Origin of the sequence: Brevundimonas sp. TWP2-1, from assembly GCF_049897645.1 — a bacterium.
GTDB lineage: Bacteria > Pseudomonadota > Alphaproteobacteria > Caulobacterales > Caulobacteraceae > Brevundimonas.
The window spans coordinates 1,113,577-1,126,433 of sequence record NZ_JAFCWR010000001.1 but is presented as its reverse complement, the minus strand read 5'-3'; the positions used below and the strand labels follow the sequence as shown (position 1 = coordinate 1,126,433).

Genomic DNA, 12,857 nt, shown 5'->3' with positions numbered 1-12,857 from the left:
AAGGTGTTCCTTCATATGATGAGGACGCTGGCGGGCAGATCGGTCTCGCCGGGCGTATGGTCGGCGAACCAGGATTCAAGCGCGCCCACAGTGTCGATGTCGAGCGTCCGGCGGTCCCGCCCGTAATGTTCGGGCACGCCCTGGGCGGTGACGAAGGCCACCGGATAGTCCGCCTCCGGCTCGAAAGGTCGGTCCCCGACCAGCAGGCGATCAAGGCGCTGCCCCTTGGGATTCTCCAGCTTCACAAAGGCCGTGAGGCCCCGGCAGCGTTTGATGTAGCCGCCCATCTGCTCATACGGGTCGGCGGCGAAGGTGCGCTCAAGATTCTCTTCCAGCATCGCCTTCAACTCGGCTCCGGTCAGCGTCGTGCGCGAGATGGGCGGGTTCATCGGCGCGATATTGTAGAGGTCGCCCAGAGTGACCGGACCCGGCGCGACGGGCGCGCCATACCGCCAGCCGTTCGAGAAGGCGATGTCCACGCCCGCTGCCTGCGCCGCCGCCGCCAGCAGGACGTCGTCCATCGGCGCGCTCGCCATGGCGTAGCGGTGAAGGGGAATGGCCGTGCGGCCGACGACGCGCGCCAGACGCTCCCGCTCGGGCGCCAGGGCCGTCTCCACCAAGCCGGCGACTTGATCGTCTTGGGGGCCAGCGTCCACGGCTATGAGCCGATGGCGGCGCAGGGACACGCGGCCCTCTGCAATCTCGAGGTCCAGCCGGCCGATATAGGCGCCGTGGCAGCCGGACTGGATGATCAGGGTGTCGCCGACGCGGGCCGGCTCGTGCAGGCGGTTATGGGTATGGCCGCTCAGGATCACGTCGATGCCCGGTGTTTCCGCGGCCAACTTCAGATCCTGCGGAAAGCCGAGGTGCGACAGCAGGACGACCAGATCGACCTTCTCCTCGCGGAGCTGGTGCAGTTGCTCGCGGGCTTCGGCCACACCCATTTCAAACCGCACGCCTTCGGAGAAGGCGGGGGGCATGGTCTTGTCGACGATGGGGCAGGCCAGGCCCATCACGCCGATCCTCAGACCGCCGCGCTCGAACACCCATCGCCCGTCGAACACCGGCGCGCCGTCATCCTTGCGAAAGACATTGGCGGCCAGGACGGGATAATCCAGTCGCGCCGCCAACGCCTTGAACCCCGCGGGGCCATAGGCGAACTCCCAGTGCGCCGTCATGGCGTCGATCTTCAGGGCGTTCATGATCGGGACCAAGGCCTCGCCCCGGCTGGCGACGGCGACCCGCGTGCCATGGAAGGTGTCGCCGTTGTCCAGGGTCAGGCATGGACCTTCGGCGCGCGCCTCTTCGAAGAGGCGCGCGATGCGGGCGACCCCGCCCAGCCGTTCGAACCGCCAGCCGCCTTCGGTGCGCACCAGTTCGGGATGCGGCTCGAGATAGCCGTGCAGGTCGTTCAGCTGGAGCAGGGTCAAGGTGGTCATGGCCGGTCTCAGCGCAGCGGTTGTCCGGAGCGGATACGACCGATCACCGCTTCGAGTTGCGCCTGGGGCATGCCGCCGGGGATCAGATTGCCGTTGATGATAAAGGCGGGCGTGCCCTGCAGGGCCAGGGCCGCCGCTTCTCGGCCGTTTCGGTCGAGCACCGCGTCGATGTCTGCGCGGTGATCGGCCAGGTCCTGATTCAGGCGCGCCATGTCCACGCCGGCCGACTGGACCAGACGCGTGATGTCCGCCTGGTCGCCGATGCGCGACGGCGACAGCATGAAGGCGTTATGGACGGCCTCGTACTTGCCTTGGTAACTGGCGGCGAGGGCGGTCCGGGCGGCGGTCTCCGAGACGTCGCCGAAGATCGGCCAGTCCTTGTACAGGACGCGCACCTTGGGGTCCGCCTTCAGCAGGCCGTCGATCTCCGGCTGCATCTTCTTGCAGTAGGGGCAGTTGTAATCGACGAAGCCGATGATGGTCACATCGGCGTTTTCGGCGCCGATGAAGGGCGCTGCCGGGTCGCGCAGCAGATCGTTGAAGCCGACCTGGGCGATGGGCGGCATGTCTTGTCCGGAGGCGGCGGAAGGGCTGGCGGGCGCCGCGCCGTTGTCGGCGTCGGCGGGGCCGCAGGCGGCGAGCGCCAGGACGGCGGCGAGGGCAGGGGCGAAGGTGCGGTTCATGGAAGCTCCGTGAGGCGAGGGGTCAGTGCAGACGCGCGATTTCGGTCGCGATCTGTTCGGGGGCGATTTCCCCCATGTGGGCCTTGGCCAGACGGCCGTCGGCGTGGAGGAACAGGGTCACCGGAATGCCGGCCGTGCCGTAGTGGCGGGGCACCGCCATGGCCTCGTCGAACAGCACATGGTCGAGGGCCAGCCCCTGGCTCTGCAGAAAGGCCCGAACGCCGGCTTCGCCCTCGCCCTGGTTGACGAAGAGGAAGCGCACATTCGGATGGGCTTTTTCGGCCTGGGCCAAAGCCGGCATCTCGCGCCGGCAGGGCGGGCACCAGGTGGCCCAGAGATTGATCACCGTGGGCCGGTCGCCCGGAGCGGAGAGGTTGATGGGCGGGGCGTCCATCGCGGCCAGCGTCAGGGCGGGCGGCGCCATGGGCTGCGTCGCCGAGGCCAACTGATGGGCGGTAGTCCAAACCAGGGCGCTGGCCAGCACAGGCGCAATGGCCCAGGCGCGTTCGCGCGTCGTGCGCAGCAGCAGGATCGTGGCCAGGATCATGACCGGCGCGACCCAGATCCAGCTGAACCCGCCCTGCCAGATCGCGAGCGCTCGCCACGGGTCGGCCCCGAAATACTCCCAGTGCGTCGCCACGTGACCGAGGCGGGCGGTGGCCAGACCGCCGAAGACCAGAACCGTGCTCCACAGATTGAAGCGCGGGCTGACCCGGCTGGCCAGCAGTCCGGCGCCGATCATGAAGACGAACACGCCGGCGATGATGGCGAACCGCTCTCCCGACAGGACGAGCGGGCCCAGGGTGATGGCGTTCATGCGGCGGCTCCGGCGCTCTGCAGGGCGGATGCGACGTCTTGGGCCGACATCTCTCCGATCAGTCGGCTGCCCGGCGCTTCGGTCGCCGAGGGCGAAAGGAAGATCATCGTCGGCGGTCCGACCACCCCGTGCCGCTCAAGAAGCGCGCGCGCCTCGGGCGTGCTGCGCGTGACGTCGACCTTGATGAGGTCGGTGTTCGAAAGGCTGGCGATGACGGCGGGGTCCTCGAACACCGTCCGCTCGATCACCTTGCAGCTGACGCACCAGTCAGCGGTGAAATAGACCAGGGCGGGACGTTTGCGCGCGCCGGCATCGGCGACGGCGCGGTCCAGCGCCGTCTGATCCAGCACGACCGCCGCGGTTTCGACCGGCGCGGCGGCTGCGGCTCCGGCGGGACGCGCTAGGGGCTCAAGCGGACGCCAAGGGTCGTCCGCCCCGAGACTGAGGCCGACGAGCAGCAACAGGCCCCAGGTCGCGGCCGCCAGGCCGGCGACGCGGGCGACGCCGTTTCTCAGGTTCGGGCTCAGCGGCTGGAACAGGCCGAGGGCCGCCGCCAGACCGAGCGCCAGCGCCGCGCCGAGAGCCAGCGTCGCGTTCGGCGGCAGGATGCGGCTGGCCAGCCACCAGGCCATGCCCAGGAAGATGAAGCCGAACAGCATCTTCACCCGGTCCATCCACGGCCCGGCCTTGGGCAGGAAGCGCGCGCCGACCGTGCCGAACACGATCAAGGGCACCCCCTTGCCCAGGCCCAGGAAGAACAGGGCCGCCGCGCCCAGCCCAACGTCGCCGGTCTGGGCGATGTAGAGCAGGGCGCCCGCCAGGGGCGCGGTGACGCAAGGCCCCACGATAAGGGCGGAGACGAAGCCCAGACCTGCGGCTGAGGGCAGGGACCGCCGGCCATCGCCGCCGTCGCGGGAGAGGCGGCTGGTCCAGGTCGAGGGCAGTTGCAACTCGAAGCCGCCGAACATGGAGGCGGCGAGGATGACGAAGACGACAGCCAGAGCGCCCACGGCCCAAACCGACTGGAGCGCCATCTGCAGGTTCTGTCCGGACCAGGCGGCCGCGACGCCCAGGAGGGCGAAGGCGATGGAAAGGCCGAGCACATAGGCGACCGAGAGCATCAGGCCTCGGCGCGTACCGCGCCCGTCCACGCCGCGTCCGATGACGCCGGCCAGGATCGGATACATGGGAAAGACGCAGGGCGTGAAGGCCAGCAGCACGCCAAAGCCGAAGAAGGAGAGCAGGACCCAGGTCGCCCCGCCCTGCAGCGCCAGGCGATCGACGAAGCCCGGGTTGGCGTCCAGAGTGACCGCCGGCGATGACGCGACCGGCGAAGGCGCCGCCGCTCCCTCGTCGTTCTCGGGCGCGGGTGCAGCGCCCGGCGCCTGGATCGCCAGCATGGCCGCGGCCTGTGCGGTCTGCGCATCGGCCTCCCGCGCGGCCACGTCGGACTGCGGCCGGGTCGGCACGTCGATGGTGCGCGTCATCGGCGGGTAGCAGATCGAGTCTTCGAGGCAGCCCTGATAGGTGATGTTGACCGACGTCGGCTCGCCGGCCTGCGTCAACGTCTGCGCCGACAGGATCGCGCGACCCGCGTCATGCCAGACGTCGACGACGCCGAAGCCCGGATCGTCCTTGGTTTCGCCGGCGGCCAGTTCCAGCGGCAGAGACTCCTTCCCGCCCGGCGTGCTGGCGACGGTGTGGTCACGATAGAGATAATGGCCAGGCGCAATGTCCCAGGCGAAGGCCAGGTCGCCGTCAGCCTCACGCGTCACCGTCAGGGCGAAGGCCTTGTCAGGCGAAAGCGGAGCCTGACCCAAGGCCGAACCCGGTAGGGCGAAGGACAGAAGAGCGAGAGCGGCGGGCAGCAGTCGGCGGAAAAACCTCATGGCCATCTCGTGGGCAAGCGAGCTTAAGTCAGGCTTAAGCCGGAGCTTGCACGTCACAACGCATGAGATTGCTCGCCATAGAAGACGATCCCGTTCTCGCTGACGGCCTCCAGGTCGGGCTCAGCGCCTGTGGCTGGACGGTCGAGGTCGTCGGGCGGGTCGAGGACGCCCTCGCGGCGCTGGAAAGCTCGGCGTTCGATGCGGTCGTGCTGGACCTGGGTCTTCCTGACGGCGACGGCCTTTCGGTGCTGCGTTTCGTTCGAGAGCGCGACATGGATGTCGGCGTGGTGGTCTTGTCGGCGCGCGATGACAGTCGGGACCGCATAGTGGGTCTGGACGCCGGCGCGGACGATTATGTCGGCAAACCGTTCGATCTCGACGAGCTGGCCGCGCGATTGCGCGCGGTGCGGCGTCGCCTGCTCGGACGTTCGACCCCCGCCTTGCGCCACGGCGGGGTGACCATCGATCCCAAGTCGCGTCTGGCTTGGCGTGAAGAGGGGGACCTGCCCCTTTCGAGACGTGAGTTCGCTATCCTGGAGGCCCTGATGGAACGGCCCGCACAGGTCCTCTCGCGCAGTCAGCTGGAAGAACGCCTGTACGGCTGGCAGGAGGAGATCGGCTCCAACGCCGTGGAAGTGCACATCCACTATCTGCGGGCCAAGTTGGGAGCCGGCTTCATCCGCACCGTCCGCGGCGTGGGATACACCCTGCAATGAGCTCGATCCGCTTGCGTCTGTTCGTCACTCTCGCGCTCGTGACCGCCCTGGTCTGGGGCGGCGCGGTCGTCTGGGTTGAAATCCAAACCCGAGCCGAAGTGCAACGGGTGCTGGACCGGCGCCTGATGGAGTCGGCCCGCATGGTTTCGTCCTTGATGCAGGCCGGCAGCGTGCGCCCGGCGATCCAGGCTCCGGACACCGGGGCCGCCGATGTCTACGACCGTCAGCTCTCCTGCCAGATCTGGTCGCTGGAAGGCGATCTGATCGGCCGTTCCCAAAGCGCGCCTGCCGAGCGGTTGTCGGAAGGGGGCGACGGATTTTCTGAGCGCACGATCCGGGGCGAGCGCTGGCGTGTCTATACGGTGCATGATCGTGACGCCGGTTTCCGGGTCATGGTCGGGGACAATCTGGCCGTTCGCGAACACCTGGTCGGCAATGTCGTCACCGCCTTGATCGGTCCGGCGGTCCTCGGCCTGCTGGCGCTGGGCGTGCTGATCTGGTGGTCGGTTGGGCGGGGGCTGGCCCCTATTCGACAAATGACCCGCAGCCTTGCGGTACGGGATGCGGAAGATCTGACGGCGTTGGACGTATCGCCGGACGCCCGCGAACTCCGTCCCTTCGCCCTGGCGCTGAACGACCTGATGTCACGCCTTGGCGCAGCGCGGCGTCGCGAGGCCGAGTTCACGGCCGCCGCCGCGCACGAGTTGCGCACGCCTCTGGCAGGGCTGCGTGTCCAGGCGCAGATTGCGGCGTCGTCTTCGGATCCTGCCGTTCGAAGCCGCGCGCTGGAGCAGATTCAGACCTCTGTCGATCGCACCGCCCGCCTCGTCACGGGGCTTCTCGCCCTGGCGCGCGAGGACGAGATGCCGGTTAGCGACGAAGATCGCCGCTGGGTGACGCTCCGATCACTGTTTGCGGGAGCGGAAGGCGATTCCCGGGTGTCGATCGTCGAAGGTGACGCCCTGCTGAATGTGGATCCGGATCGCTTCGGGGCAGCGGCCGCCAATCTCCTTGCCAACGCACAGGCGCACGCAGAGTCTTCAATCCTGATCAGCTACGACCCGACTTCCGGACGCTTGATCGTCGAGGACGACGGACCGGGCGTGGCCTTCTCGGATCTGCATCGTTTGGGACGGCGCTTTTTCCGCGCGTCGAATGCCCCTACCGGAGGGAGCGGTCTGGGCCTTTCCATCGTCCTCGCCACTGTGAAGGCTCATGGGGGACAGGTGCAGTTTCTCCGGTCAGCAGATGGGGGGCTTCGTGTGGAGGCGCGTCTTCCAGCGACCTAGATCACGAACGCCATCGCAACCGAGCGAGGTGCGGTAAGCGCGAAGCCAAACTGGGCGTAGAGTCGATGCGCCTCTCCATCCGCCATCAGGCTGACATAGGCCCCCTTGGGGGCGGTTGCTCGTAAGTGATCGACCAGGGCGGCGACGATGGCTTTGCCCAGTCCCCGGCCCTGGTGTGCGGGCTGGACCGCGATATCGACCACCTGGAAGAAGAGGCCGCCATCACCAATAATCCGGCCCATCCCGACAGCCTCGCCATTCCGTCTGATCACCACAGCATAGACGGTATTGGGCAGGCCGGCCGCCGCGCCCTCGGTCGTTTTCGGTGAAAGACCCGCCTCGACGCGCAGTCTCAGATAGTCGGCGGGGGAGGGCGTTTCAGCTGTGAGGCGATAGTCGTCGGTCATCAAGATCCCCGGAGCGGCGCCGCGCCGTCAGACGACGGCGCGGGGTGATGGAAAGGCGCTACTGCGCTTCGGCGTAGAGACGGTTGACCGTGTTCCAGTTCACGACGGTCCACCAGGCGGTGAGGTAGTCAGCGCGCTTGTTCTGGTACTTCAGATAGTAGGCGTGTTCCCAGACGTCGACGGCGAGTACAGGCGCGCCACGGACCTCGGCAAGGTCCATCAAGGGATTGTCCTGGTTGGCTGTCGAGGTGATCTGCAGCTTGCCGTCCTTGACGATCAACCAGGCCCAGCCGGAGCCGAAGCGGGTCGTGGCGGCTTGGTTGAAGGCGGTTTTGAAAGCGTCCATCGAGCCGAAATCGCGGGTGATGGCCGCCGTCAGCTCGGCGGAAGGTTCGCCGCCCTGACCGACGGGCGCGAGCAGAGTCCAGAACAGGCTATGGTTCCAGTGGCCGCCACCGTTGTTGCGGATGGCCGTGGGCAGGGTGGAGACGCGGCCCAGAAGGTCTTCGATGGAGACGCCGGCGAGCGCTGGGTCAGCCGCTACCGCAGCGTTGAGGTTGTCGACATAAGTCTTGTGATGCCGGCCGTGGTGAACACGCATGGTCTCCGCATCGATCGCCGGTTCAAGCGCTTCTGCGGCATAGGGTAGGGCCGGGAGGGCGAAGGCGGCGGTCGCGGTCTGGCCGGAGGACGGTTGCGTGACGGACGACTGGGCGAGGGCGGGACCGACGGCGAGAGATGAGAAGGACAGAGCGGCGGACAGGGCGAGGGTTCTGATCATGGGTGACTCCTTTGTGTTAGGACGCAATGCGCGGGGGCGGAGATCGACGCAGGCTGCGACTTCATGGTCGGGGCCGGCAATGGAATGAGATCAGGGTCGACAGGGATCGACGAAGCGGAACGCGTTCGGCTGGCGCTATGACCCATCTGATTGCGGCGCCACGCAAATGAAGTTAGCCGCCTTTTTGGACGCAGCCGCATCGTTCGGCGGTCCGGCGTACTGTGGATACAGCGGGTATTGGCAGAGCGGCAGGGACTGGACCGGCGCGCCCTCGGCGTCGAACTTTTCCGCCAACAAGGTGGCCGGCGCCGCGTTTTCCATGACCCAACGATCCAGGGCGACGAGGAGGTCGGTCTGGTCGGGGCCGACGCCTCCGCCGCAATGGTTCACGCCGGGCGCTACGTAGAAACGGGTCGCTGCCGCCGCACGCTCCGGGCCCACGGCCCGCGCCATCTGCATCATGTAGTCGATCGTCGAGTCGACGCTGAGCGCGGCGTCCGACCCACCCTGCCAGACGATGAGCTTGCCGCCGTGCGCGATGAAGGCGCCGATGTCCGGGTCCGTGGCATCGTTGAGCGCCGCCATCGCGTCCAGGGCTTGCGGGTTGCGGTCCCAGGGCGTGTAGCCGAGCGAATCGGCCTTCGGATCTTTCGCGAGATAGTACTGCACCGTGCTGTCCTGCATGACGAAGTAGCCGCTCTGGCGGACATCGCCGTTTCCGGTGGCCCAAAGGCCGAAGCCGGACGGGTCGTCCTCATTGCCGGACAAGGCATACCCCTTGCTTGAATAGGTGGCGTTCGATCCCTGGAAGGCGTGGTCGGCGGTCCAGGCGTTGACGACGGCGAGTTGGGCGTCCGAGAGACAGGTGTCGCCGGCATCGACGCCGTCCACGCAGCGCAGGGACTCCAGCCTTGTCCGCTCCGCCGTGCAGGCGGCGCGGTTGGCGACAATGCCGTTCGCGACGCCGTCGAGTCCGTCACAGGCGTCCCGCACATGCCGGGCCAGCAGCGCCGCCTTGGCTGGGCCAAAGGCGCCGCCCCCGGGGGCGGCGGCTCGGGCTGTTGCGTTGAACGCGCCCAGGCGTTGGTCCGCGGATTGATACGCCCGGTGTTGCCGAAAAGCCGTCCCTCGCGCCATGCGCGGAAGCTGCCGGCGATCGCGGGGTTTCGCGGGGGCACGGCGTGAATGTCGCCGACGATCCAGACGTCGGCCCGGTCGGCGAGTGGGAGCAGGGTCTCGGTGGAAATCGTTTCGGAGGAATAGCGGGCCGGGTCTTCCTGCCGCGCGAGCAGGTTCTCGCCGCCGGCATCCTGCAGATAGGCGTGTTCGCTGCCGCGCACCGTGGCGATCCATCGGTCGCCGCCGTTTGGATAGGCCCACAGGACCGGCGTCCGGGGCCGGTCGGCGACCATGGCCTTGAGGGCCGCGACCCGCGCCTCGATCTCGCCGAACAGCCGTTCAGCTTCGGCCTCGCGACCGGTCAGGATCCCGTGCAGACGGATCCACTCCGCCCGGCCCATATAGGTCGGCTCGTCCTCGGCGAACGTCGGGGCCACGGTGACGCCCAACGCCTGTGCGCGATCGAGCGCGGGAGTGTGCGACAGGTCCGAAAGCCGCATCAGGAAGACATCGGGATCGGCTGCCACCAGAACGTCGAGGTTGGGCGGGGCGTGCCAGTTGTAGCCGATCTGACCGATCTCGCCCGCCACCGCGCGAGCGCGGATCTCGTCGTCGTAGGAGGTCAGACCGCCCACGGCGACCAGCCGGTCCTTGACCCCCAACTGGGCCAGAAAAGCTTCATCGGGGCTGGCGTTGGCCGCGATCCGCTGCACCGGCGTGCGGATCACGGTCGCCTGCCGCAGTTCGCCCGTCAGCACAGGGGCGGGGCCGTCTTTCGGTGCGAGGACGAGGACGAACGCCTGTTCCTGCGCCTGACCGCCGCTCTGGTCGGCGACCGGGGCGCGCAATCGGGCGACGATGAAGCCGTCGTGGCGCTCCAGCTTGAGGTAGCGCGCGTGACGCAGGGGGATCTGTTCGCCCGCGCCGGCCGCGGGTCCCGATCCTGGCTCCGCCGCCCGGGGATCGCAGGCGCCGAGGGCGAGCGCCAGGCCGCCGATGCCGGAGGCGGCCAGCATCCGGCGACGGTCGATCGCTCTGCTCATCAGAAGCGCGCCCGCAGGGTGGCGCGCAGTTGGCGGAGAACCCCCGGCGTCAGATGGGTGGCCGCGCTCTGACCGCCGAACAGATAGTCGTACGCCTCGTCGAGGAGATTGGTCGCGGCCAGGTCGAGCGAGAGGCCCCGGGACGGCGAAAGGTCGATTCGCGCCGAGGCGTTCAGCAGAGCGTACCCCCCGGCCTTCACGCCATTGTCGCGGGTGACGAAATAGTCGCCGTACATCTCCCAGGAGGCCTTGAGTTCGACCCGGTCGTTCACCCGATGCCCCAGCTCAACGAAGCCCATGTGCTCCGGCACGCCCGTAGGCGTCAGGCCCGTGAGGACCAGGCCGCCGACCTCATATTCTTGCCATTCCGGTTGGGTGAGGGTGTAGCTGCCGCGCAGGGAGGTGGCCTCGTCGAGCCTGAGATCCGCTGTCGCCTCAATGCCCCGGGAGGTATAGAGTTGGCCGGTCGTCGCAAGGTTGGGCGGCCCCGCCGGATCGTCGTTGTCGATGATGAACAGCCGGTTCTTCTGTTCCAGATAGAAGCCCGTCAGGGTGTAGGTGAGTCGGCGCTCCAGGGGGCGGCCCTTGATGCCGACCTCATAGCTGTCCAGCGTGGTCGGCCGGCTGTCGCGCTCATACTGGTTCGCGTCCCACTGGAAGGTGGGGCCGAAGTTGGAACTGAAGCCGCGACCATAGGCGGCGTAGATCATCCCGCCGCTGAAATCGTAGCTGAGCGAGGCCTTGGGGGAGAAGGCGCTCTCGTCGTCGTTCAGGGTGCGCGCGACGTCGCCGGCGAAGGTCGGCTTGAACAGGGTCTCCCGTTCGAAACTGTCGTAGCGTCCACCGAGGGTCAGGGTCAGCCGGTCGGTCAGGCGAATCTCGTCCTGGAGGAAGGCGGACCAGAAATGGTTGGTGGTGTCGGTGTCGTCCTCGAGCTGGCGCACGAAACAGGGCGCGCCGGCGTTCACCACCTCGCCGGTCTGATAGTTGAGATTGATGGCGAAGAAGTTGAAGCCGCAGGCGAAAGTGAAACCGTTCTGACCGGACCAGATGCTCTGGCCGACCAGATCGACGCGTTCGATGTTCACGCCGCCGACGATGTCGTGACGGCCGGTCGTCCAGTTCGCCGTCGCTTCCAGGAAGGCGGTGTCTGACCGGGTCGTAGCCTCGAACCCGTTGACCCCGAAGATGTCGTTGGCCGGATCGAACAGCCAGGCGTCATAGAAGTTCAGGAGGTTGTTGCTGTCGGCGCGTCGGGCATGGGCCGTAAGCTGCAGACTGAGGTCGTCGTTGAGCCGATGATCAAGCCTTACCGCGCCCATCAGGGTCTCGGTCACACTGAAGGGCGCGCCATACTGGATCGCGCCTTCCCGCCCGCCCAGGATATCGACGGGCGTGCCGTCGGCGAAAGTCGGAATGACGCTGCCGACCTCATGACGTCGGTCGCCGTAGTTCACATAGGCGGTCAGGGTGGTGTCCGGCGTCAGATCCGCCACGCCCTTGACGAAGACGTTGAAGATCCGCCGCGCGTTGGACTCGCGCCAGCCTTCCGACTCTTCGTGACTGACGTCGGCCAGCAGGCTGCCGGCGTCGAACACCCGTTCCGCCGTCAGACCGGCGCGATAGTAGTCGTCCGAGCCGGCGGAAACCGCCAGGGTAGTCGCGTCGCGTCGCGGCGTCCGGGTGATATAGTTCACCGCGCCCGAGATGCCGCCGCGGCCATAGAGCGCCGAAACCGGGCCTCGCACGACCTCGATCTGGTCCACCGCGGCGAAAGGCACTTCGCTCAGCAAGACCTCTTCATTGCCGCTGATGAAGGGGATGCCGTCAACGAGGGCGAGGAAGGTGTCGTTACCGTGATTGCCAGTGACGCCGCGGATGCTGACCGAGGGGAATTCGTCGTTGTCGCCCTCGCCGCGGCGGAAGAAGACTCCGGGAACGCCGCGGAGCTCGTCCGGGCTGGACAGGAAGCCCTCGCTGTAGAGCTGTTCCATCTTGCGCACCGTCACGCTGGCAGGAACCTCGAGCAGATTGCGTTCGGTTCGCGTGGCGGTGACGACCACCTCGTCGAGGAGGGCGGGTTCGGCCGGCTCCTGCGCCTGCCCCGGCAGGGCCGCGCCCAGCCATATCGAACTCGAAAGCAGCAGTGACTTGCGCAGCATAAAACAGACCCCCCGGGTGAGCCGCACCTCGTGCGCCGACCTCAACGAGGGCTGGCCATGAAATGCCAGCGCCAGACGCTCTGGCGCAGATCGGCGCCGTTCCCGGCCGGGCTGGTCTTCTGTCTCACCTGGGTCTCACTTCGCCAGCGTCGCGGCGCCTATAACGCAAATCCGACGGAAAGCTTCATCGTGAAGGGTTCGCCCAGCAGAACCGTGCGCGTGCCCGTCGGCGAGCCGGAGTCCACATAGTTCTCGTCGAAGAGGTTGTAGGCGTTCAGCTGGACGCGCCAGCGATCGATCCGGTAGCTCGCCAGGGCGTCGGCCACGGCATAGGCGGGACCCGGTAGCTGTTCGGCAATATGCCAACGTGGGCAACTGGCGCATTGATGACGATCCCCGATGACTGAGATGACGGTCTCGGCTTAAGGCGAATTCCAGCGTGTCGGTATGGATAGGTTGGTATAAGATGCGGCTTTGAGATCTCGATGGCTGCAGCTTGCAGAACCCACCTT

General features: G+C 67.4%; 11 protein-coding genes and 1 pseudogene. 2 read left to right on the top strand and 10 right to left on the bottom strand.

Going from position 1 to position 12,857, the window contains the following annotated elements:
* Positions 1–11 precede the first annotated feature (11 nt).
* From ACP7BH_RS05610 to dsbD, 4 genes are read right to left on the bottom strand one after another with little or no spacing between them, the layout of a single operon-like run.
* Positions 12–1,439 (bottom strand): bifunctional metallophosphatase/5'-nucleotidase, encoded by a 1,428-nt coding sequence (locus ACP7BH_RS05610; RefSeq protein WP_219354419.1) that lies wholly within the window; start codon positions 1,437–1,439, stop codon positions 12–14.
* 8 nt (positions 1,440–1,447) lie between these two features.
* Positions 1,448–2,122, bottom strand: coding sequence for a DsbA family protein (locus ACP7BH_RS05605; protein ID WP_008258895.1), 675 nt, complete (start codon positions 2,120–2,122; stop codon positions 1,448–1,450).
* A 22-nt stretch (positions 2,123–2,144) separates the two neighbouring features.
* The gene (locus ACP7BH_RS05600) at positions 2,145–2,939 is read right to left on the bottom strand and encodes a TlpA disulfide reductase family protein (protein ID WP_008260699.1); all 795 of its coding nucleotides are present in this window, start codon (positions 2,937–2,939) and stop codon (positions 2,145–2,147) included.
* Positions 2,936–4,828 (bottom strand): protein-disulfide reductase DsbD, encoded by a 1,893-nt coding sequence (dsbD, locus tag ACP7BH_RS05595; RefSeq protein ID WP_244999702.1) that lies wholly within the window; start codon positions 4,826–4,828, stop codon positions 2,936–2,938. Before dsbD ends, ACP7BH_RS05600 begins: the two co-directional genes overlap by 4 nt.
* 62 nt (positions 4,829–4,890) lie before the next feature.
* On the opposite strand from dsbD, the gene ACP7BH_RS05590 reads away from it, so the two are divergent.
* Both ACP7BH_RS05590 and ACP7BH_RS05585 read left to right on the top strand, forming a co-directional pair.
* Positions 4,891–5,544 (top strand): response regulator, encoded by a 654-nt coding sequence (locus ACP7BH_RS05590; protein ID WP_008264155.1) that lies wholly within the window; start codon positions 4,891–4,893, stop codon positions 5,542–5,544.
* A gap of 11 nt (positions 5,545–5,555) precedes the next feature.
* Positions 5,556–6,833, top strand: coding sequence for an ATP-binding protein (locus tag ACP7BH_RS05585; protein ID WP_425982989.1), 1,278 nt, complete (start codon positions 5,556–5,558; stop codon positions 6,831–6,833).
* Here the strand turns inward: ACP7BH_RS05585 and ACP7BH_RS05580 are convergent.
* The 6 genes and pseudogenes from ACP7BH_RS05580 to ACP7BH_RS05555 all read right to left on the bottom strand — a co-directional run bounded on the left by ACP7BH_RS05580 (position 6,830) and on the right by ACP7BH_RS05555 (position 12,671).
* The gene (locus ACP7BH_RS05580) at positions 6,830–7,240 is read right to left on the bottom strand and encodes a GNAT family N-acetyltransferase (protein ID WP_219354416.1); all 411 of its coding nucleotides are present in this window, start codon (positions 7,238–7,240) and stop codon (positions 6,830–6,832) included. The genes ACP7BH_RS05585 and ACP7BH_RS05580 overlap by 4 nt on opposite strands.
* A gap of 58 nt (positions 7,241–7,298) precedes the next feature.
* Complete coding sequence (locus tag ACP7BH_RS05575; protein ID WP_219354415.1) at positions 7,299–8,021, bottom strand: superoxide dismutase; 723 nt, start codon at positions 8,019–8,021, stop codon at positions 7,299–7,301.
* A 135-nt stretch (positions 8,022–8,156) separates the two neighbouring features.
* The gene (locus ACP7BH_RS05570; protein WP_425982991.1) at positions 8,157–9,158 is read right to left on the bottom strand and encodes a tannase/feruloyl esterase family alpha/beta hydrolase; all 1,002 of its coding nucleotides are present in this window, start codon (positions 9,156–9,158) and stop codon (positions 8,157–8,159) included.
* Between the two features lie 113 nt (positions 9,159–9,271).
* Positions 9,272–10,156, bottom strand: a pseudogene (locus ACP7BH_RS05565) (ABC transporter substrate-binding protein); the annotation flags it as partial.
* A gap of 26 nt (positions 10,157–10,182) precedes the next feature.
* Entirely contained in the window at positions 10,183–12,345 is a 2,163-nt protein-coding gene (locus ACP7BH_RS05560) for a TonB-dependent receptor (protein WP_425982993.1), read from the bottom strand.
* Between the two features lie 158 nt (positions 12,346–12,503).
* On the bottom strand, positions 12,504–12,671 hold the full coding sequence (locus ACP7BH_RS05555) for a TonB-dependent receptor (RefSeq protein WP_219354412.1): 168 nt from the start codon (positions 12,669–12,671) through the stop codon (positions 12,504–12,506).
* Between the last annotated feature and the right edge of the window lie 186 nt (positions 12,672–12,857).